This window comes from Streptomyces sp. NPDC056144 (assembly GCF_042264145.1).
In the GTDB taxonomy this organism is placed as follows: domain Bacteria; phylum Actinomycetota; class Actinomycetes; order Streptomycetales; family Streptomycetaceae; genus Streptomyces.
This window is the reverse complement of the sequence record NZ_JBHJVF010000001.1, coordinates 1,377,925-1,398,894: the sequence shown is the minus strand read 5'-3', so window position 1 is coordinate 1,398,894 and position 20,970 is coordinate 1,377,925. Positions and strand designations below refer to the sequence as shown.

Below are 20,970 nucleotides of genomic sequence, written 5' to 3'. Positions count from 1 at the left end.
CGGGTTGCCGGGAAGGACACCGGCCTCGCCACCATTGTTAGGAATATTTCCTAACGTCGATCGAGTCGGAAGGTTAGGGGCGCCCCGGAGGTCCCGCAAGACCCACCACGCATCCGGAGCCTTCGTTCGTTAGGAAGCTTTACTTACTGCTCGGACTCGTGCAACATGCTCTGCACCTGACAACTACTGCTGAGGGGTGGAAACATGACGCACCGTCGGACGGTGCCGGCCCTGCTGGCCGCGCTGCTCTTGGCTCTCCTGGGACCTCTGCTCTCTTCCACGCCCGTCGGGGCCGCACCCGTCTGGACACTGCGCTGGTCCCCGGATCCGACCGTTCAAGGACTGGGCGGCTTCGAGACCATCGAGGACGACCGTGCCGACTCCCACCCGGCGGGCGGTCCGCACATCAAGGTGGCCGGCGACGCCTACCGGTTCGACATGCACACGGTCGACCGGGACACCTCCACCGACCGGCAGCGCCACGAGGTCACCGGCAACCGGACCTCGTCCTCCTCGTACCTCTCATGGCAGCTCGGCGAGACCTGGCGCGTCACGTACTCGATGTACATCCCCAGCTCGCTCATGGCCACGACGAGCTTCACCCACATCATGCAGACCAAGCAGCCCGGCTCCGGCACCTCCCCGATCACCGTCACCTCGCTGCGCAGAGTCGACGGAGTGCAGACCATCGAGCACAAGGTCTTCGACGGGGACGTCCTCGTCGGCCGCACGAACCTGGAACCCCTCCAGAACAAGTGGATCGACATCGAGTACGAGATCAAGATCGGCGACGGAACGGCCGGTTCGGTGCGCTGGGTGGTCAAGAACGGCGGCACCACGGTCGTCGACGCGACCAAGACCGGCGTCGACACCTTCCTCGCCGACCGGGTCCGGCCCAAGTGGGGCATCTACCGCTCGCTCGGCGACACCTCCGGCTCCCTGCGCGACACCTACCTCCTGCTCCGCAACATGCGCGCCTACCAGCAGACCGGCACCACGAGCGGTGACACCCAGGCGCCGACCGTCCCTGGCGGGCTGAGGGCGACCGGGACCACGACCGGCAGCGTGTCGCTCGCCTGGAACGCGTCCACCGACAACGTCGGGGTCACCGGGTACGAGGTGTACCGCGGCGCCACCCTCGTCGGCACCGCCACCGGCACCACGTACACCGACACCGGTCTGACCGCCGCCACCCCGTACGCCTACACCGTCCGGGCCAAGGACGCCGCCGGCAACCGTTCCGCCGCCTCCGCGTCCCTCACCGTCACGACCGCGTCCGCGCCCGGCACCGAGACCCTGCTCTCCCAGGGCAAGCCGGTCACGGCCTCCTCCACGGAGGCCGCGGGCTTCGAGCCGGGCAAGGCGGTCGACGGCCAGAGCACCACTCGCTGGGCCTCCGTCGAGGGCGTCGACCCCCAGTGGCTCCGCGTCGACCTCGGCGCCACCGCGACGCTCTCCCGCGTACGGCTCGACTGGGAGGCGGCCCACGCCTCGGCGTACCGTATCCAGTCCTCGGCCGACGGGACGACCTGGACTGACCTGGCCACCGTCACGGGCGGCGACGGCGGCACCGACGACGTGACGGTGAACGGCACCGGGCGCTACGTACGGGTGTACGGGACGCAGCGGGCGACGCCGTACGGCTACTCGCTCTACGAGTTCAAGGTCTACGGCACGTCGACGTCGCCGTCCCCGACGCCGACGCCGACGTCCTCCCCCACCCCCACCCCCACCCAGAGCCCCGCCCCGACATCGAGCCCCACTCCGTCGGGCAGCTGGCAGACGGGCGTGGCGTACGTCGTGGGAGACCAGGTCACCTACGACGGGGCGGGTTACCACTGCCTGCAGAACCACACCTCGCAGGCGGGCTGGGAACCCTCCACGACTCCCGCGCTCTGGGAGCGCTCGGCGTGACGTGACGAGGACGAAGGCCGCCGGTCCGGGCTTCCGGGATGGCGGCCTTCGCTGTGGTCAGCCCGGCGCCAGCCGCGCGGGAACGTGCGGGAACGCGCGGGAGCGTACCCTTGCCCGGCGACAGCTCTCTGCACAATCTTCCCGACCTCAGTAAGGACCGACGCCGTGCCCTTGGTCTCCGTGGTGATGCCGGTCCACAACGCGGCAGCCACTCTCGGCCCTTCCGTCCGGTCCGTGCTGGCGCAGACCCACGCCGACGTGGAACTGCTCATCACGGATGACGGATCCACGGACGGTTCGGCCGACCTCCTCCGGGAGTTCGCCCGCCAGGACGAGCGGGTCCTGGCCGAGTCGGCGAAGGAGCAGGGAGGTGCCGCTCGTGCGCGAAACCGCGCGATCGCGCGGGCCCGCGGCGACTACGTCGCGTTCCTCGACTCCGACGACCTGTGGCTGCCGGCCAAGCTGGAGAAGCAGCTCGCCTTCGCGGCGACGGCCTCGACGCCACTGACGTTCACTTCGTACTACAAGATGGACGCCGACCACCAAGGGGAGGCCGTCGACTTCGTCGGCGGCGAGCGGGTGGTGTGGGCACCGCCCCGGGTCGACTACCGCGCGATGCTGGTCCACGACCACATCGGGGCCCTGACCGCCATGTACGACCGCACCATCCTGGGCACGAGGCTGATGCCGGACATGCCCAAGCGACAGGACTACGCCCTCTGGCTGTCGATCATGCGCGACGGCGTGGACGCCGCCGCCCTGCGGGAACCCCTCGCGGTCTACCGGGCCGGCCGGCCCGGCTCCCTGTCGTCGAACAAGATGGCCTTGATCCCGCACAACTGGTCCCTGTACCGCGAGCACGAGCACCTCTCGGTCCCCCGCTCCGCGCGTGCGCTGGCGGGAGCGGCGTGGCACTCACTGCGGAAGTCCCGCATCTAGCCTCGCGCTTTCACGAAGCGCGGATGGAGATCGCAGAGGTTCTGGTCCCGTACGAGGCGGCGACACGTTCCAGGTGAAGCGGTGCATCGCCCCGGCAGCTGCTCGCCATCCTCGACGCCGAAGCCACGTCTCTGTGCAGGGCGGGCTGGAACAACGCCCTGGCCGAACTCCACTCATCACTCGTACGATCCCGGCATGACGAATACGGCGTGGCGCGTCGTTCTCGGCGTGGTGGCGTCCAGCGCGTTCTTCTGGGCAGTCGCCGGGGCCGTTGACCTGGGACTGGAGCGAAACCATAAGGGCTACGCCCTCCCTGACGGCGGAGGATGGTACACACTCGCCCCGTTTGCCGGATTCATCGTCGCCTACTTCAGCGTGGCCTCCCTCACCGATACGACCGCCGGTCGGCACGCGGCCCTGGTCCCGGCGGCGGGTGCCTGCTTCGGTGTCGTCTCGTGCCTGCTCATGGGCCAGCAGACGCGGCACTGGGTCGGCGCCGTCGTCATGGCACTGATCGGATCTGCCCTGCCGCTCATCACTCACCGACGGAATCGCACACGGCGCGCCCGGCTTGGTGCAGACGCACCGGCCTAAGAACTCCTAAGGGAATGCCACTTTGAGGTCGGCTCCTCGTCGTGGGGCGCCGTCCGGCAGCATGGGACGATGGACTTCGATCAACTGCTGCCTCGCGAGCTGAAAGCCATCGATTCGGCCTCGTTGCTCGGGCTGGAGGAGCGGGCGTGTGACCTCGGCCTGAGTCAGCGGTTGGACCCGGCTTGGGTACGAGCGAATGCGGCGCCTGATGGGACTCACTACTTGTGGCCGGCCTTGTGGCACAGCCTGTCCCACCGCCCGGACGCTCCGCGTCAGCTGCGCTGCGAGCTGTTGATCACCCTGCATGCGGGAGACCGCGTGAGGAGTCTGCTGGACGTGCTTCCGGACGACTTCACCCCGCTGCCGAGGGTGACCTCACGCGAAGAAGGTATGCAGGCCAGCCAGCTCTTCGACCATGCTCCTTCGGTCCGGGAGTGGCTACTGCGGGAGGGCGAGAGCTCGGACCGACTGTGACAGACGACGCCAGCAGATGAGCGCGCATCCCAGGGTGAGGAAGGCTTCGTGGATATCGTCGCGGATCTCCCAGCGGATCCGCAGGCGGCGGAACCAGTACCGGTGGGCGAAGGCGCGCTCGACGACCCAGCGTTGGATGCCAAGTCCGGATCCGTGTTCGATGCCGCGTCGCGCGATCAGTGGCTTCACGCCGAGCGCGCACCACCTGCGCGCTGAGCTGGGTGCGCAGATCCGGTTCGGTGTCGATCTCCCTGACCAGAACCGTCTCGGCCTCCGTGCGCGCGCCCGTGTCGCCGGGGTCGGCCTCCAGTGCTGTCAGCGCTGTCGACCCCCGTGGAGCTTCTGGCCAGCCCGCCGCGGACCAGCGCGGCCAGCGCCGTACTCCCACCATTGACGACTGCCGCCGTCGACGCACCGGCCAAGGCTGTCACCAGACTCGTGTCGGCCGCGGCCGCCAGCTCCGAACTGTCCATCCATCTCGCCCTGATGTCTGTCTGCGGAGCCATCATCACCACACCATCAGCATTTCTGAACCCGCATCACACCGGCTGGCGCGATGCGGGTCCCAGGTCGTCTCTCTCGGAGCTTGTCTGCCGAGTCCCCGACACCCGGCAAGATCCAAACGAAACGCCCTAGCCCCGGGCTGCAGCCACCCGTACCGCCGCCCCCTCTCGCGCCACGCGTGAGCGCCGCGCGCTCACCCGCCGCCGGACTCGACGATCCAGCTGCCACGGACCGCCCACGTCCTGCCGTCCGCCGTCGCCCCGCGCATCCCGTCCAGGACGTCCGCACGGCGGCCGGGAGCCGCGCGTCTCCCAGGGCCGCGAAACCGAAAGTACGGCGCGGATCCCAGGCGGTGCTGTGCCGCAGCCGACGGCTCATCTGGGCCCAGCCGACCGGCCCCGCGGCCACCACCCAGAGGTCCGGCTCGGGTTCCGTCAGTCGACGGGCCTGGCGCAGCCAGGAGGCGGCGTCCTCCGGCCAGTCGACCACGGCGGCCAGACTCCCGCCGGCCCCCTGCCAGGCGGCGGCGAAGGCGGCGGCGTTGTCCTGCGAGGCAGGATCCCGGCCGTGCCCCAGCGCTACGCTGCCGCCGCGGTACCCGTCTTCCTCCAACAGGGCGAGCAGGCAGAAGAGTTCGCATTCTGTGTGCGGGCGGGGCGCAGGCCAGGGGGCGGCGTCGGCGAAGTCGGAGGGAAACAGCCGGGGAGAGGGTTCGTTCATGACGGCGCCCCATCACCGATCAGCGCGCGTCCGCGCGGCGCCGTCGCGGAGCTCGTACCGTCCATCCGTTCTCTGTCCACCTGGCCATCGTCCCTCGTCCGGGGCGGTCGAACCGGCGCTATCCGGACATCGACGTCGCTCCCGCCCGGAGGTACGGACTCAGATGTCCGAGGCGGATGCCTTCCGCCCTCCGGCGCCCTTGGGTACCTTCGGCGCTCCGAAAGGCCTCACGTCCCGGATCCGGTCCACCGGCTACTCCGCCCGACGACGCACCTCACCCGGACACACAGGACTCCACCGGCACCGCCGAACAGGAGACGCACCCCATGACCGCCGTTCCCGCCGTCTTCCAGCCCGCCAGGCTCGGCCCGCTGACGCTGCGCAACCGTGTCATCAAGGCCGCGACCTTCGAGGGCATGACCAGGGGCGCCCTGGCAGGCGACGACCTCGTCGCCTTCCACCGCGCCCACGCCGCCGGCGGTGTCGGCATGACCACCCTCGCCTACTGCGCCGTCGCGCCCGAGGGCCGCACCGAGCGGAACCAGATCTGGATGCGCCCCGAGGCGGTGCCCGGTCTGCGCCGGCTGACCGACGCCGTGCATGCCGAGGGTGCCGCCGCCTGCGCGCAGATCGGGCATGCCGGTCCGGTGGCCAACAGCCGGTCCAACCGGGTTCCCGCCCTCGCCCCGTGCCGCGCCTTCAACGCGCAGGCCGGAGGGATGACCCGGGCCGCCACCCGCGAGGACATCGCCCGCATCACCACGGCCCACGCGGACGCCGCCCGGTACGCGAGGGAGGCGGGGTTCGACGCGGTGGAGATCCACCTCGGCCACAACTACTTCTCCAGCTCGTTCCTGAGCCCGAGGATCAACCAGCGCAAGGACGAGTACGGCGGCTCCCTCGCCCACCGCGCCAGGGTCGCCCGGGACGTCTGCCGGGCGGTCAGGGACGAGGTCGGCGACCGGATCGCGGTGACGGCGAAGTTCAACATGGACGACGGCGTCCGGGGCGGCTTCCGGCTCGACGAGAGCCTTCAGGTCGCCTCCTGGCTGCAGGAGGACGGCACCGTAGACGCGCTGGAGCTCACCGCCGGCAGCTCGCTCCTCAACCCCATGTACCTCTTCCGCGGTGACGCGCCCCTGCGGGAGTTCGCCGCCGCGATGCCCCGACACCTCCGCCTGGGAATCCGACTGGCCGGCGGCCGCTTCCTGCGCAGCTACCCCTACGAAGAGGCCTACCTCCTCGACAGCGCCAGGCAGTTCCGCGCCGCACTCACCCTTCCGCTGATCCTGCTCGGCGGGATCAGCACCCGCCCCACGATGGACCTGGCCATGGCGGAGGGCTTCGAGTTCGTGGCGATGGCCCGCGCGCTGCTCCGCGAACCCGACCTCCCGAACCGCCTCCGTAAGGACCCCGCCACCCCGTCCCTGTGCACCCACTGCAACAAATGCATGCCGACGATCTTCAGCGGCACCCACTGCGTCCTGGCCCCCCGCGCCTGACTGTCTTCGCCGTGGCGCCCGGTCATCCTTCCGAGGACGAAACGAGGAGCGATCGCGACCATCGCCCCCGAGCCTCGCGACCCACACCCCAGCGGATCGAAGTCCGTGACCATCTCAGGGCTGTCCGGTAAATGATCTTCGAATCGCCCGGGCGTGGATGATCACGGTGAATCCCGTTGACCTATCCGGTGAAGGCGAGGCTGTCCTGTGCTGCCGGGCAGCCCGCTACCGGTGAGCCTGGTCAGGAAACCGTTCGCGGCCATGAGCGGACGCTTCTAGCCTCCGTCAGATGATGACAGCTGAAGATGTGTTGTTCGTCCTGGTGCTGCTACGACGAGAGAAGGCGGACGTCTGGATCGGTGGGGGATGGGGGATCGACGCGCTGGTCGGCGAACAGACGCGAGACCACCGGGACCTGGACCTCATGTACCGGCAGGAACAGGAAGACGTCGTGATGGCGGCCCTCCGCGCGGACGGTTTTATGGAGACCTTGGACTGGAGGCCGATCCGATTTGTCATGGCGGCGCCGGATGGCCGAGAGATCGACCTTCACCCGCTGGTCTTCGCCGATGACGGCTCAGCAATCCAGGCGTCACCCCAACCCGAGCAGCCCTTCTCCTACCCGTCCTCATGCTTCGTGACGGGCACCATCCATGGGACGCCTGTCCCGTGCTTGTCCGCCGAACAGCAGGTCTACTTCCACCAGGGCTACGAGCCCCGGGAACGCGATCGCCACGATATGGAACAACTCCGCCGCACCTTCGGCATCGCAACGCACTTTTGATCAACGTTGGCGGGCGAGACTGTCTGGTGAGGATGTGGAGTCGGGCGATGCCGAGCATGGGGTGATGAACACCCTCGCCCTTGAGGCGGCAGTCGCGGAGGATCTTCCACGCCTTCATGCGCGCGAAGGCGTGCTCGACGCGGGCGCGGACCTTGCGGTGGGAGCGTTGCGCTCCTCTTTCCAGGCCGGCAGTTCGAGCTGGCCGCGTTCACGGCGGTGCGGAATGATCAGGCTTGTGCCGCGGTAGGCGCCGTCAGCGATCACCGTCGTCCTGCCGACGGCGGCCTTCGCGCCGGACAGCTCCCATCCCTTGCAGTCGTTGCGGTTACCGGTGAGCGGTCGGCCAACCACGACGACGAAGTTCAACTCCTTGATCTCCGCCACGAGGATGTCCCAGGCGACGGGGGAGGTCCAGAAGTCCGGCGTGAAGATGGAGCCCACCTGCCAACCCTCGCTGGAGCTCACGATGCGGATCAGCCCTTCCTCCGTCTGCATCGAGTCGAGCTTGAAACCCTCACGGCCAGCAGCCGGGCTCTGAAGCCAGAGCGCCAGGTGGTACGCCAGCTCGACCACGGGGAACGTTTCCTCCGACCACACCATTCCCCCCTGCTCCCAGATGGACAGCTCTGCCTCGATCTCCAGGAGCAGCACTTCCAGAGACGCCTCTGCGGGGTGAGACCGCGCCACGACATGTCCGACAGCCCAAAGTTCCGGCATCAGCTCAAATGCGGACAACCCTACCAACCGATACAGGCGCCCCGCCGAGCTCCCGGTTCACGGGACAGCCCGTAGAAGTCATCTCATTTGGTGAGCCTTCACCAGCATCACCGCCGCCGTCATCTGCTACCGCCGACTCACCAGATGAGATGACTTCTCAGTGGGCTGTCGCCTCGCGGAGTCGCTCCAGGTAGCGGTTCGGGTCGCTGCCGTGGGCCTGGTCCTGGGCTCCCTGGCGGATGTGGGCCAGGTCCCCGTCGGGGGTGATGCGCAGCATGGTGGTGGCGGCGTGGGGCGTGTCGGTGTTGCGCAGGGTGTCGGCATCGGTGACGGGGGTGTCGGGTCCGAACATGACGGTTGCCTGGGAGGCGGTGGCGGCCGGGGGGTGTCCGGTGCGGTTGGCGCTGCTGACGTACAGGCGCGGGAAGCGGTTGAGCAGCGGAGTGAGGGGCTGCCAGCGGGCGCCGAAGAGGAGGAGGTGTCCGTCGCGCAGGGCGGGGGTGGTCCAGGCCGGTGGCGGTGTGTGGTCGCGCACGGGAACGAGGAGGGTGACCAGGTGGTCGCGCAGCAGGGTGGTCGCGGTGCGCCGGGCGGTCGGTGTCAGGTCCAGGTGGGTGGTGAGGTCGGTCCAGGTGGTGTCGTCGTGGACCCACAGGGCGACTTCCTGGTGGATGGGGCGGCCTTTGGCGTTGTTGACGGCCTGGGGGGTGGTGGCGGTGACGACGTAGGTGAGGGGACTGGGGTTGGGCAGGATGGCGGCCCGTCCGGCGGTCAGGGCGTGTGCGGCGGCGCTGGTGTCGAGCGGGGCGGTGGCCGGCATGGAGATGGGTCCGTTCAGGATCGGGACGTAGCGGCGGTCAGGCCGTCCAGGTAGGCGGCAAAGTCGGTATCGCCGATGACGGCTTGGTTCAGGCGGTAGGCGCGGTCCTTGACCCAGGACAGGGCGACGCCGGTCTGGACCGGGTCGAGTCGGTGGCCCAGTCGTTCGGCGACAGCGCTCAGCACGCGCCGGCTGGCGAGGTGGGTGAGGACCACGGCCGGTGACAGCCCGAGATGCTGCTGAGGGTCGTAGGGCTGGAAGGTCTGCGGGTGGGTGAAGGGGGTTCCGGTAGAGATGGTGGCGACGCCGCTGCCCACGATGGGGGTGGTGACGGTGAGCGGGACTCCGGTCTCGTCGGACACCATCCGTGCGATCGCCGGAAGCCGGGTCAGGTCCGGTTGCGTCCACCATGGTTCGCAGTCGGCACCGAGGACTTGCTCGGCCTTGCTCCGGTCGTGGGCAAGCAGGAAGAGCAGCTGCTCGGTGGCGGTCATGCCGCTGCGTTCGGCCATGCCCAGCCACGAGCACGCCGCCACCCGCACTCCGCTCTCCAGGGCGGCCAGGGTGTTGGCCAGGCCCAGGCCGAGGTCGTTGTGCAGGTGCGAGACCAGGACCGCCTCGGGCCCCGCGTCGGCCGCGACCCGCTGGAACAGAGTCCGGGTCTGGCCGGGCAGCAGGTCTCCGACCGTGTCGGCCAGCACAATCGTGCCCGCCCCCTGGGCCGTCATCGCCCCGGCGTACTCGGCGACCAGGCCGTGGTCCGCGCGGGGTGCGTCGACCAGGCACACGTCCACCGCGATCCCGTCCGCCAGGGCCACCGCCTCCTTGACCACGTCCAGACCCTGGCGCAGGGCATCTCGGGCGCCGCTGTGCACCAGGGCGCGGGCGGTCGCCTCGGAGGCCGCCACGATCACCATGACCCGCGCGTGCGCCGCACCCCGCACCGCACCGAGCGCCAGCCGCACATCCGCCACCGTGCCCCGGCAGATCGCGGACGGGCTTACCGAGCCCTGCGCCTCCAACGTGACCTGCCGCGTCGCCTCGAACTCCTGCCCGCACACTGAGGGGAAACCGGCCGCGAACACCACGTGCCGGGGCCCGTCCGCCCCGAACACCGCACCTTGCTCGCGGGCCAACCGGACCCGGAAACCGGCACTCATCAAGGTCTTGGCCTGCGCACCGTCCCGCGCGGATTCCTCGAACAGCACGACCCGACCGGCCCTGGCCGACTCCCTCACCACATCCACCGATGACAACGCCCCAACCCCTGTCTGGCACTCCTGGGCCGCTGAACTCCTGGTGGGACCCAGCCTCTTTGTTGCCAGTAGTAGCGCACCGGGCGCCCCGTTAAGGGATCTTGTCGAGAATCGATCAGTTCTCGACAAGATCCCTTAACGGAGCGGAATGTCTGCTCCCGAACATCCCTGGACGCGACAGCCCGGCCCGCTACGGCCTGCGAAGGGCCCATCTGCGCGGTGATCTTCACCCACTCCCGCATCGACCACTACGGCGGCGTGCTGGGCCTGTGGAACGACAACGCCGTACCCGACGGGGGAACTGACAGGTCCGAATCCTGTCGACCGCGGTAAGTACGGGTCGGAGATCCACCTGATCACCGAGGGGCCCGGTCTGCCCATCTCCGTCGGAATTTCGGATGCCAATCTCCACGACAGTCAGGCCCTGATCCCGCTAGTGAAGGGCATACCCCCCGATCCGCTCACGCCGCGGGCGACGTAGACGCAAGCCCGGCAAGCTCCACGCCGACGCGGGCTACGCCTACCGCCACCTGCGGCAATGACTCTCCGACCGCGGCATCCGACACCGCATCGCCCGTAAAGGCATCGAGTCCCCTCAGCGGCTCCGACGGCACCGGTGGACCATCGAGCACACCATGGCCTGGCTCGCCGTCTGCCGACGACTCCACCGACGCTACGAACGCGAGGCTGACCGTTTCCTTACCTTCACCAGCATCGCCTGCACCCTCATCTGCTACCGCGGACCAACCAAATGAGATGGCGTCTCAGTTCGGGTGCCCAGGGCGGACCGAGCGGAAACGACGGGGACGGGGGCTGTCGGAGACCTCGCGTAGGTTGAGCACTGTCGCAGTCGAACGGAATGAACAACGAGGAACACGATGAAGGCATACGACCTGGGATTCGGAGAGTCCGTGGACGCGCTGTCGGTCCGGCCCGGCAAGCCCGTCGAGATCGATCTTCCCGGGGCCCGCGTCGCCGGGTGGTGCGGCGGTCGTGCGCCCGGCATCGGAACGACCTCCTGGCCCCGGAGCCCTGTCACGGGACTGCCGATGACTCATGTCATCACCCTCGAACTGCCGGAGGACTACCGGCGCAAGGGCCAGGACTTGGTAGCCGTCTCCTTCTTCCACGCCGACGACCACGTCGCCGACGACATCGAGGGCGTGGACGAGCTGCTGGCGGGCACCGTGCCCACCCCGGAGCAGGCTGCCGATCCGTTCCTCGCCGCGGTGGCCGCGACGGCCGCAGCCCGCCACCCCCGGCAGCAGGACCTGGAGGACCTGATCGGCGGCGCGCACGCGCTCATCTGGCTCACCGCCGCCGAGTTCGCCGCGCCCCGCATGGATCCCCCGGCCGACATCCGGCCGGACGGCCTCGGCGACAAGTACAGCCGCGGCCAGAACGCCTGGGACGACAGCGCCCCCGAAATCACGGTCTGGATCGGGGAGCGCACCGGCGACCCCAACACCGGCATCGCCCCGGCGGAGGGCGGCGAGGGCGGCTACGTGGAGGCCTGGTCATCGGACGACAAGGATCTCGACGCGTTCTGGTCGTCCGTCGAGGGCATCTCGCACCTCGGCGGAACGGTGATGCCCTGCCAGACGTTGCCGGAGGGGCTGACGCCGTACGTATTCGAGCTGGAGGACGGCGTCGGCGGGGTCAACTTCGGCGGTGGCAACGCCCAGATCGACCTGGAGTCGGGTGTCTTCGACTGGGCGCAATAGGCCTTCTTCCGCCGCTGACGTGAGCACCGGCTGATCACCGAGTTCCACGACCGGGCGGCATCAAGGATGCCGCCGACAAAGGCATGATCAGCGCGAACGGGCCCCAGACCGAGCAATACGCTGTGGAAGACGGGGCCTTACCGGATTCGAATCGGAGACCCCCGACCCAGGTGAGCGGCCATGGCGGCTGCATTTCCAGGGCCAGAGCAACACGGGGACGATGTACCTGTTCGACTTCGAGTCCGGGAGGTTCGAGGGACTCCCTCACAGCATCGAAAGGGCCGTGGGCAACAGCCCTGGCTTCATCGCGGGCATCAGGAAAGGTCTCGCCGCACTCGGCGAAGGATGAATGTGCGTACCAACCCCTGGATGAGGCAGCTCCTGGCGGACGCCGACCTGTCCCGACTGTCCGACGCGGACATTCCACCCGCGTTTCAGGAGGTCGTCGAGCAGGGCTGGTCGGTCACCGGGAGCGGTGCGAGGGTCCTTACCGATCTATGCCTCGAACCTGCCCCGTCGGCCTTCGACCGCCTGGCTGAAGAGACCACGGTCAACGGCCGCGCCATGACCGACTACGACCTTCCCGCCGACTCCGCCGCTGCGGACGAACGGGCGAGCATCCTGCTGCGCCGATGCCTCGCCTACGCTGAAGCCTGCCTGACGTCGGCGCGGGATCGCTTCGGCGACGACGAGGTCCGGGCGTACGTCTCATTGTCCCTGGGCGGGCTTGACGACGACCTCCTGACCGCCCAGGTCACGTTCTGCACTCCTCTTCCGGACGCGCCTCCTTACATCGCCGGCCTCGAAGACGTACAGGACGCCGCCGTGGCTGAGCTTTCCGTGCAGGACTGCGCAGGCGGGGTTCGCCCGAGTTGAAGGCAGTGAGGGCATACCCGTAGACCCGCTCAGATCGCCCGCACGGTGCCTGCCCAGCCCGGTGTCGGGACCGTGGTCCTCTACGAGCGGGCACGGGCGCGTTGCGCTCCTGTGGTGCTCCGCTCTCGTACACCGATCGCCGGCCCTGTAGCCCGCCTCGCGGCGGCCTATGCGCATGAGGCACAGTGAGCACCCTGATACCCGACGGGCACTGCGACAGCATGGCGACGAGGGACTCGTCGACGTCGCCCCACAGAGCCACGGGTCCGTCACCCTGGCACGAACGAGCTGCCTACAGACGTCGCCAGCCGTTGGCGGACTCGCATACGAGGTCCGCCCAGCGGTGCTGTTCGGCGGAGATGTAGCTGGGGTAGCCGAGGCGTGCCACGCCCTTCACCCACTCGTCCCAGAGGCCATCAGGCTCCGTGAAACGGTCGGCGTGGTGGGTGCCTAGGAGGGCGTCGAGGTGGAGTAGGGCACCCAGGGCTGCGGGCTGGTCGTAGTGGAGATCGGTGCAACGGATGAGATAGCGGTCGAGGTATGCGGTGAGGATCTCGGTGTCGGCGTGTGTGCCGAAGCGAGCCAGAGCGAAGCAGGAGGCACTGCCGGAGTAGCAGACCTCGCTGGCCAGGAACAGGTCGCCGATGCGCGCCCGGAACCGTTCGCGGCGGTCGACGCCGATCAGCCAGGCGGCGGTGACGCGCGAGCGCCATTCGAATCCCAGGAGGGCTTCCAGTTCCCCGTCGTCGATCGCCGCGGCATCAGCGATCATGTGCCGGATGAACCGGGTGGTGTGCCACCATCGGGGGCTCAGGAAGCGCCCACTGTTCAGGACGAGATAGCGCGGGAGCCCCCCATACGTCCTCGTCACGTAGCGCTCGACCACATAGCCGTAGCCGATCTCCTCAGGGTGCTGGGACGGCATGGGTCACCTCTCCGGGTACAGGTCCGTACGGTCGATCCAGGCGGGGACGACGTAGACACCGTCGCCGACGGGGGCTTCGGAGGCTTCCAGCAGGGACCAGGAGCGGGACTCCTCGACCAGGTGCTCCCACGGCGCGGTCCAGTCCAGTTCCCAGTCCAGGCCGGGGCCGGAAATGCCGTACGTGACGCCGGCGTCCACGCGCCGGAACTGGGAGTAGAGGATCACCTGGGCGTGGTCGGCGAGGTCGTTCACGATCTCGGTGAAGTGAGCCGAAGGCCAGCCCGGGGCGTCACCCCCGGTGGCTGCCCGCAGGCGTGCGGTCAGCGAGGGAACGACAGGAGTGCGCGCGCCGAGTTCGGTCAGGGCCCAGCGGATGCCGCCCGGCTCACTCCAGTCCGGCGGGGTCGCCTGGTCCAGACAAGCACGATAGGCGCGGCGCAAGGGCTCGATGGCGCCCTCGATCCCCAGGCCCGCCAGGGCCATCGCCGCCCACTCACGGACGGTCGGCTTGTCGCTTGCCAACAGCCCGATGAGAGCGGGGCCGCAACGAGGATCGCCCACCTCCTCGAAGACCTCGATGGCAGTCAGCTGACCGAAACCACTGAGAGAGGGCAGGCCGTCGATGACGGCGGGTATGGCGTCGGCGCCGATCCAGATCAGCTCCGCGCGCGCGTCGTAGGACTCTTCGGCCTTGCCGTCGAGCTGCTGGACGAGTGTCTCGATGCGGGAGGTCATGACGCGGAGTGGTCCCGGCGCCAGAAGGTGGGCAGCCACCAGCAGAGCACCGAGCGGTCGTCGGGCCACGGGGCGCGGTCCTGGGATGCCCAGTCCTCGAAGGAGTCCCGCGCCAGGTCGATGGGGCGCCAGGCGGGGTCGAGCGGCTCGTCCTCGGCCGGCGGGCGCACGTAGCGCCGCCCGTGCTGGTCGCAGGCACCGAAGTCCTCGTAGTTCCGCTGGGCCTCGATGAGCGAGACCTTGTTCGCGCCGCCGCTCATGGTGGGCCAGCGCAACTGGACCCCGTCGTCCTCCCAGAAGCAGACGGGGCAGATCTCGTACGAGCCGGGCATCGCGTCCAGCACGCGGTGCCCGCAGCAGGGGCAGGGGTAGATCTCGCGCACCTGCGCAGTCTCCTTGCAGACCCAGCCGGTGCGCCAGGGATTTCGCCGCCCCGGCTTCCGCCCCCTCCCCCTCCCCCAGCCCCGCCCTGTCTCGCTCCACAGACAGCCGATGTCACATTTCGTAAAGAAAAGGACTAAAAGGACCTTCCGCTTGAATCAATCACCGCATCGGGATCATCCTTACGGTCATGCCTCCGGAAGCCGCCGCCCTCGATGTGTCCCGCCTGCCCGACTACGCCCACGACTGGGCGCTGGTGGACGTCGAGACCTCCGGACTGGTCGCCCGGCGCGACCGGGTCCTGTCGATCGCCGTGCTGACCTTCGGGCCCGACGGGACACAGACCGGTGAGTTCAGCACCCTCCTGAACCCCGAGTGCGACCCCGGTCCGGTGCACATCCACGGCCTCACCCCGGAGCGTCTGGCGGGCGCCCCGACCTTCGACCAGGTCGCGGATCGGATCAGCGCACTGCTCCAGGACCGCGTCCTGGTGGCGCACAACGCGCAGTTCGACTACGACTTCCTGGCCCACGAGTTCACGCGCGCCCGGTCGTACCTGCCGGTGGCGCAGCGGCTGTGCACCCTGGCCCTGAACCGGCGGGTGGAGCCGCCCACCGGTGACCTGAGCCTGGCTTCGCTGGCCGCGCATTACGGTGTGCCGCAGACCAGGGCCCACGACGCGCTCGACGACACCCGCGTCCTCGCGGGGATCTTCCGCGCCTCCCTCGCCGAGGCCGTCCGGCTCGACCTGCCCCTCCCGCTGGTGTCCTGCCCGCCCCGGCAGAACCCGCAGTTCGCCCCCAACCCGCCGAAGACTCCGTGCGCCTACCGCAACCCCGGCCGTCTGGAGCCAGGCGGGCCGCTGGTCCAGGGGATGAAGATCGCCATCACCGGCGAGACAGCCATCGCGCGCGCGGAGCTCGTGGCGCGGTCCGTGGCAGCCGGACTCAACATCATGTCGTCGGTCAGCCGGCACACGAGCGCCCTCGTCACGAACGAGGCCGCGTCCGGTTCGGCGAAAGCCCGGCGGGCGGCGGCCGAAGGCGTCCAGGTCCTGGACGAGCGCACGTTCCTCGGGCTCCTGGCCGACGTGCGCCCCGGTACGCCCCACGTGAAGCCGGCACCCGAGACCGCCACGGCGGCGCCTCCGCCGTCGGCCGTCACCGAGCCGCTGCCCGTACCGGCACCCCGGTCGGCGGAGCCGGCCCCTTCCCCCGCGCCGTCCGGCAGGCGACGGGTCCTGGTCCTCGGCGGGACCCACGAGGAAGCGTCCACGGCACGGGCCCGGGTCGTGGAGCGGGGCTGGGCCGCCGCGCTGAACCTCTCGGCGAGCGTCACCGACGTCGTCGTCCTCCCCGGCGGCGAGGGCGATCGTCGCATGGCGCGCGTCACCTCCATGGAACTCGCTGTCCACGCGCCGGACTGGCTCGGAGCGCCCGCCCCGGATCAGGCCGGACCGGAGCACGCTTGCCCGGAGCATGCCGGCCCGCCCACCCCGAGCGGCTCCGCGGCGACGCTCCTCCCCCGCGGCGGCGTCCTCGACGTCCCCGGGCTCCCGGCCGGCGGCCGCTGGCACATCAGCGCCTCCTGGGCACGGCAGACGGCGTGCGAGATCGACGTCGTGGCGTTCGTCCTGGACGAGGACGAACAGGTCTCCTCCGACGGCGACTTCGTCTTCTACGGTGCCCCTGAGAGCCCCGACGGCACCGTCCGGCTCCTCTGCGACGGCCCGACCGAACAGAGCATGACCGTCGATCTCGCCTCGATCCCGCCGTCCGTGCGCCGCGTCGCGGTCGCCGCGGCCACCGACGGCACCGCCACCTTCGGTGACATCGGAGCCGTACAGCTCACCCTCGCACCGGGCCCCGACGCACCGACCACGGCTCAGGCCACCCTCGACGCGGCCACCAGCGAACGCACCCTGCTCCTCGCCGAGCTGTACCGCCGAGGGCCGCTGTGGCGCTTCCGCGCCGTCGGGCAGGGGTACGACCACGGCCTGGAACCGCTGGTACGCGGCTACGGGGTGGACGTGGAGTAGCCCCGATACGTCAGGGCGGCGGACTCACACGGTGCTCGCGCCGAGGATCGCGCCGCGCGTGGCGTCGGGCTGGATCGCGTGGCTTCCCATGACTGTGCGCCACGCGAGACACACATGGGTGACGCTTCCCGCGTCGGCTACGTTGCGCGCATGAGCCAAGCACTGAACGCCTCCGCCCATCTGCGTACCCCGTCCGGAAAGCCGCGGGCCCGTGCCCTCGGTATCCCTTTCGACGGGTCGCCCGGCGCCGACAACGCGATCACCGACGTACCAGGGGTGCAGGTCGGCGCCGTCACCCTGATCGAGGGCGAAGCCGTACGCACAGGTGTCACCGCGATTCTGCCGCGCGGCCGCGACGGGGTCGGCGTTCCCGTGGCCGCCGGATACCACTCCATGAACGGCAACGGCGAACTGACCGGCTCCCACTGGATCGAGGAGGCCGGACAGTTCCACACGCCACTGCTGATCACCAACACCCATGCCGTCGGCGCCGCCCACCGAGGCGCGATCGACTGGATGGTCTCCAACAAGCCGGAGTTGCGCGAGGGTTGGCTGCTTCCCGTCGTCGGCGAGACGTACGACGGCTACTTGAACGACATCGCGGGCTCGCACATCAGGCCCGAGCACGCCGTCGCGGCGATCGACAGCGCGGCGGCAGGAGCCGTCGAGGAGGGATCCGTGGGCGGCGGCACCGGCATGAACTGCTACGCGTTCAAGGGCGGAAACGGCACCGCTTCGCGCGTGGTGGCCTACGGCGAGACCGAGTTCACCGTGGCCGCCTTCGTGCAGGCCAACTTCGGATCCCGACCCGAACTCACTGTCGCGGGAAGGCCGGTGGGGCGATCACTCCTGGCCGACAACCCGATGCAGGACAGCCACGAGGCGAACGCCGCCGTGGCTTCGCCGCCGGCCGGATCCGGTTCGATCATCGTGGTCCTCGCAACGGACGCACCGCTGCTCCCGCACCAGTGCAAGGCGCTCGCGCGTCGCGTACCCTTGGGCCTCGCCCGCACCGGCACCACCGGCTCCCACTTCTCCGGTGACATCTTCCTCGCCTTCTCCACCGCCAACGAAGGCGCGCTGGCCTCGTCTTTCGACACCGACCCTCCCGGCCCCGGAACCTTCGACACGATGAGGTCGATCCCGGCGGGGCGCATCAACCCGTTCTACGACGCCGTCGTCCAGTCTGTCGAAGAGGCGGTGCTCAACGCCCTCGTCGCCAATGCCGAGATGATCGGCCGCGCGGGTCACCGCAGCCCTGCCCTGCCCCACGCCGAACTGGTGACATTGCTGCGCGAGCAGGGTGTGACGGAGGCACGCATGCCGTGACCGCGCGGCGCAGCACCTGGCCCCCTCGCGTACGTGCGCACGCGAGGTCACTCCTCTCCAGGTCTTCACGGAGCGGGGTCTCCGTCGTCGAGGACGCGGGAGATCTCGTCGAGTTTGTCCAGGCCTGCCTGGACGGCTTCGAGTTCGTCGTCGAGGGCCGAGAGGTCGAGCGGGCGGGTGCCCGCCTCGTCGGCGGCCCTGAGGGAGAGGAGCATGGAGCCGCGTTCGACGGCCGCTTCCAGGCGCAGGGTGGTGGCCTCGATCGCCGCCGTCATGTGATCCCTCAGGTCCGCGAGGCGGGTCAGGGAGTCCCGCCGTTCGGAGACCGCGCGGACGGAGGCGAGTTTGGCTTCCCGGACCGGGCCGGTGTCATGGGCGGCGGCTTCCTTCCGCAGTCGCTCCTCGTCGCGGCGCAGCGCCTCGCGGTCGGTTCCGGCGGTGGTGGTGTCGATGAGGGCCACGGCCGCCGCGCGGGCACGCAGCCGCTCCACTGCGGCGTAACCGCGCTCGGAGGCGTTCGCGAAGGCCTGCGTGAGGGTCGGGTCGGTGGCGTCCCGTAGGTGGCGGTCCATTTTGGCCACCGCCACGGATGCACGTACCAGCCAGGGTCGTATGTCGGCCGGCGCCGACCGGTGTTCTGCGGGCGGCAGATCGGTCCGGGACGTCGACGCCGTGTTCCGGCCGGTGGAAGGGGCGCGCGGGGACGGAGGCCGGGACGGGGATGGCTCCGAGGCGCCGGTGAGATGGTCCACCGCCGTGTGGGTGCTCCAGGTCAGGACGGCGACGGCGAGGCCGATCAGGGGTACGGTCCAGGACTGGGCTCCTGCCAGGGCGGCCGTCCCGGCTCCCGTCGCGCCGAGGACGGCACCCGCGACGGCTGCGGTGACCCGGGCCTTCCGGCCGGGTGAGGTCATGAGTTCGCTCCGCTCGGGTCAGAAGTTGCTGATGACGGAGAGCATCACCTTGTCGATGACGGCCGGGTCCCGGGCGTCGTACGCGTCCGCCTTGGACGCCTCGGCGATCTTCTCCAAGGCCTCGAAATCGGCCTGCTCGCTGAAAGCGACGGTGAAGACGCGGACGGAACGCTCCATGTTCCTCGCGTCGATGTCGCTCAGCAGCGAGTCGAGGTCGTTGTCGGCCGGGTACTCGTTCCTGCCGTCGGTGAGCAGGACGACGGCGTTGATGCGGTCGGTGTCGAGTTCGCCGAGGACCGCACGCTGCGCGGCGCGGACGGTCGAGTAGAGCGCCGTACCGCCCTCCGCGTGCAGCTCTTCGATGGCACCGGTGAGTGCCTTCTTGCCGTCGGCGATGCGGCGGGGCGGAAGGATCTCGTAGTACGGCTTCTTCCGTCCCTCCGTCTCAGTGGAGAAGGCCCACAGACCGACCTCGTCGTCGGGGTGGTACAGGTCGAGTGCCTTGATCGCTGCGGCCTTCGCCGCCTCCAGGCGGCTGCGGCCGTCCCCGGCGGGCTGGTTCATGGACCCGGACACATCCATGATCATGACGACGCGGGCCTTCTTCCGCAGGTCGTCCCAGCCGTCGAGGATCCGGCCCAGGACGTCGGGGGCCGGAGGGTCGATGAGGGTCAGCTTCTCCCCCGCCCGCAGCCCGACCGACTCCGTCAGCTCCTGGCCCGCCGCGCCCTGGTGGTCGCGGAACCCGAGCTCCTGGAAGCGCCGCTGCTGTTCCTTCTGCAGCAGGAAGTCCTGGAAGTCGGCGGCCGCCGCCTTCTGCTGGTCCGTGGCGGTGGGGAGGACGACGAGCGGGTGGTCCATCATGAGCGTGCCGTCGGCCGGATGGACGGCCACCAGCGGGACGGTCGGCTTCCTGTCCTTGCCGATGCGCTGCGGGTCGCCCGTGGGGCTGCCCTGGTTGTAGAGGTGGATCAGCTGTTCCTGGACGGGGATGGCGCTGGTGTACGAGAGCGCCGTACCGGCGGCGTCGGCCTCGGCGAGGTTGGCCATGTAGACGGTCGCGTCGGAGGCGTAGTGCAGGACCCCGGACTCCACGCCGGCGACGAACTCCCGGACTTTACGGTCCATGACGTCGGCCTCCGTCAGATCACCCGAGCGTCCGGTCGCGGCGTAGAACGCGGCGACGGTGGAAGCCAGTCCGGAGCTGGAGGTGCGGGGGTTGTCCTTGCCCAGGTGGAAGGCGCCCCATTCCGGGTGCCCGAAGGCTCCCCAGCCCTTCTGCGTGAGGGAGAGCACGTCCTTCCAGCCGACCTCCTTGTCCGGCCATCCGAGCGCCTGCGCCATCGGCCGCGGCATCCCGATGGCGAGCGGGCTGGTGGCCAGGGAGACGGGCTTGGCCACCGTGACCGTGCGGTCGAGTTCCGTGGTCCTGCGGGTGAGGAGCGTCAGCCACAGGGACGAGCTCGGCGTCCACACCTGCGGCTCGGGCATGCCCTCGCGCTTCTCGTCCCACCCGGTGGCCAGCGCCTCCATCGCCCTGCCCGAGCTGAGCTCCTGGACCCGCACCTCGGCGCACGCGCCGTCGCCGAACTCGCGCCCCGAGTCGCCATATTCCTGGGCGAGTTCGGCAAGCAGCTCCGCCTTCTCGGTGGACGAGTTCACGGTGAGCCGCACCGCGCAGTCGCGGCCCCCGTCCCCCGTCACGGCCCGCACTCCGAAGAACGTGGCCAGGATCGCCAGCACCCCCACACCGGCCGTCCACCACAATGCCCTGCTCCGCGAGCCGCGCGGATGTCCGCTCATGACCGCCCCCCGTCCCCTCGT

17 protein-coding genes and 4 pseudogenes are annotated in these 20,970 nt (G+C 69.7%); 12 read left to right on the top strand and 9 right to left on the bottom strand.

The features are described from left to right. Window positions 1-204 precede the first annotated feature (204 nt). The 5 genes and pseudogenes from ACFC0Z_RS06160 to ACFC0Z_RS06140 form a co-directional block, all read left to right on the top strand. Window positions 205-984, top strand: a pseudogene (locus ACFC0Z_RS06160) (Tat pathway signal sequence domain protein); the annotation flags it as partial. Further along, complete coding sequence (locus tag ACFC0Z_RS06155; RefSeq protein ID WP_376433493.1) at window positions 970-1,914, top strand: discoidin domain-containing protein; 945 nt, start codon at window positions 970-972, stop codon at window positions 1,912-1,914. The pseudogene ACFC0Z_RS06160 and the gene ACFC0Z_RS06155, both read left to right, overlap by 15 nt. Before the next feature lie 165 nt (window positions 1,915-2,079). Next, on the top strand, window positions 2,080-2,853 hold the full coding sequence (locus ACFC0Z_RS06150) for a glycosyltransferase family 2 protein (RefSeq protein WP_376433204.1): 774 nt from the start codon (window positions 2,080-2,082) through the stop codon (window positions 2,851-2,853). A 195-nt stretch (window positions 2,854-3,048) separates the two neighbouring features. Beyond that, window positions 3,049-3,447: a hypothetical protein gene (locus tag ACFC0Z_RS06145; RefSeq protein ID WP_376433202.1), complete on the top strand. Its 399-nt coding sequence runs from the start codon at window positions 3,049-3,051 to the stop codon at window positions 3,445-3,447. Window positions 3,448-3,516: 69 nt separating this feature from the next. Further along, entirely contained in the window at window positions 3,517-3,921 is a 405-nt protein-coding gene (locus tag ACFC0Z_RS06140; RefSeq protein ID WP_376433200.1) for a hypothetical protein, read from the top strand. Here ACFC0Z_RS06140 and ACFC0Z_RS06135 read toward each other — a convergent pair. After that, a pseudogene (locus tag ACFC0Z_RS06135) lies at window positions 3,886-4,113 on the bottom strand (IS5/IS1182 family transposase); the annotation flags it as partial. The gene ACFC0Z_RS06140 and the pseudogene ACFC0Z_RS06135 sit on opposite strands and share 36 nt — an antisense overlap. Before the next feature lie 1,358 nt (window positions 4,114-5,471). On the opposite strand from ACFC0Z_RS06135, the gene ACFC0Z_RS06130 reads away from it, so the two are divergent. Next, a complete protein-coding gene (locus tag ACFC0Z_RS06130; RefSeq protein WP_376433198.1) occupies window positions 5,472-6,647 on the top strand; it encodes an NADH:flavin oxidoreductase in 1,176 nt (391 codons plus the stop codon). 292 nt (window positions 6,648-6,939) lie between these two features. Continuing rightward, window positions 6,940-7,431 (top strand): nucleotidyltransferase domain-containing protein, encoded by a 492-nt coding sequence (locus ACFC0Z_RS06125; protein ID WP_376433491.1) that lies wholly within the window; start codon window positions 6,940-6,942, stop codon window positions 7,429-7,431. Between the two features lie 28 nt (window positions 7,432-7,459). Here ACFC0Z_RS06125 and ACFC0Z_RS06120 read toward each other — a convergent pair. The 3 genes and pseudogenes from ACFC0Z_RS06120 to ACFC0Z_RS06110 all read right to left on the bottom strand — a co-directional run. Then, window positions 7,460-7,788: pseudogene (locus ACFC0Z_RS06120) on the bottom strand (transposase); the annotation flags it as partial. Between the two features lie 517 nt (window positions 7,789-8,305). Next, window positions 8,306-8,968, bottom strand: coding sequence for a hypothetical protein (locus ACFC0Z_RS06115; protein WP_376433196.1), 663 nt, complete (start codon window positions 8,966-8,968; stop codon window positions 8,306-8,308). Between the two features lie 14 nt (window positions 8,969-8,982). Continuing rightward, on the bottom strand, window positions 8,983-10,176 hold the full coding sequence (locus ACFC0Z_RS06110; protein ID WP_376433195.1) for a 2-isopropylmalate synthase: 1,194 nt from the start codon (window positions 10,174-10,176) through the stop codon (window positions 8,983-8,985). A 343-nt stretch (window positions 10,177-10,519) separates the two neighbouring features. Between ACFC0Z_RS06110 and ACFC0Z_RS06105 the strand changes: the two are divergent. From ACFC0Z_RS06105 to ACFC0Z_RS06095, 3 genes and pseudogenes are all read left to right on the top strand, one after another. Then, a pseudogene (locus tag ACFC0Z_RS06105) lies at window positions 10,520-10,979 on the top strand (IS5 family transposase); the annotation flags it as partial. Between the two features lie 123 nt (window positions 10,980-11,102). Beyond that, complete coding sequence (locus tag ACFC0Z_RS06100; RefSeq protein ID WP_376433193.1) at window positions 11,103-11,948, top strand: hypothetical protein; 846 nt, start codon at window positions 11,103-11,105, stop codon at window positions 11,946-11,948. 369 nt (window positions 11,949-12,317) lie between these two features. After that, entirely contained in the window at window positions 12,318-12,824 is a 507-nt protein-coding gene (locus ACFC0Z_RS06095) for a hypothetical protein (protein WP_376433191.1), read from the top strand. A gap of 292 nt (window positions 12,825-13,116) precedes the next feature. Here the strand turns inward: ACFC0Z_RS06095 and ACFC0Z_RS06090 are convergent, their stop codons facing one another. Genes ACFC0Z_RS06090 through ACFC0Z_RS06080 form a run of 3 tightly spaced genes read right to left on the bottom strand, consistent with a single transcriptional unit; the run spans window position 13,117 to window position 14,867 of the window. After that, on the bottom strand, window positions 13,117-13,749 hold the full coding sequence (locus ACFC0Z_RS06090) for a DUF6000 family protein (protein WP_376433189.1): 633 nt from the start codon (window positions 13,747-13,749) through the stop codon (window positions 13,117-13,119). Between the two features lie 3 nt (window positions 13,750-13,752). Beyond that, window positions 13,753-14,484 carry a HEAT repeat domain-containing protein gene (locus ACFC0Z_RS06085; RefSeq protein WP_376433187.1) on the bottom strand — a complete coding sequence of 244 codons (732 nt, stop codon included), beginning with the start codon at window positions 14,482-14,484 and terminating at the stop codon, window positions 13,753-13,755. Further along, entirely contained in the window at window positions 14,481-14,867 is a 387-nt protein-coding gene (locus ACFC0Z_RS06080) for a CPCC family cysteine-rich protein (protein ID WP_376433185.1), read from the bottom strand. The genes ACFC0Z_RS06085 and ACFC0Z_RS06080 overlap by 4 nt, the downstream gene beginning before the upstream one ends. Before the next feature lie 188 nt (window positions 14,868-15,055). Here ACFC0Z_RS06080 and ACFC0Z_RS06075 point away from each other — a divergent pair, with 188 nt between their 5' ends. Together ACFC0Z_RS06075 and ACFC0Z_RS06070 are read left to right on the top strand one after the other, a co-directional pair. Continuing rightward, window positions 15,056-16,903, top strand: a complete 1,848-nt coding sequence (locus ACFC0Z_RS06075; protein ID WP_376433183.1) for a TerD family protein — start codon at window positions 15,056-15,058, stop codon at window positions 16,901-16,903. A gap of 150 nt (window positions 16,904-17,053) precedes the next feature. Beyond that, window positions 17,054-18,232 (top strand): P1 family peptidase, encoded by a 1,179-nt coding sequence (locus ACFC0Z_RS06070; protein ID WP_376433181.1) that lies wholly within the window; start codon window positions 17,054-17,056, stop codon window positions 18,230-18,232. Window positions 18,233-18,297: 65 nt separating this feature from the next. Here the strand turns inward: ACFC0Z_RS06070 and ACFC0Z_RS06065 are convergent, their stop codons facing one another. Both ACFC0Z_RS06065 and ACFC0Z_RS06060 read right to left on the bottom strand, forming a co-directional pair. Further along, complete coding sequence (locus ACFC0Z_RS06065; protein WP_376433179.1) at window positions 18,298-19,146, bottom strand: hypothetical protein; 849 nt, start codon at window positions 19,144-19,146, stop codon at window positions 18,298-18,300. Window positions 19,147-19,164: 18 nt separating this feature from the next. Next, the gene (locus ACFC0Z_RS06060; protein WP_376433177.1) at window positions 19,165-20,949 is read right to left on the bottom strand and encodes a substrate-binding domain-containing protein; all 1,785 of its coding nucleotides are present in this window, start codon (window positions 20,947-20,949) and stop codon (window positions 19,165-19,167) included. Window positions 20,950-20,970 lie beyond the last annotated feature (21 nt).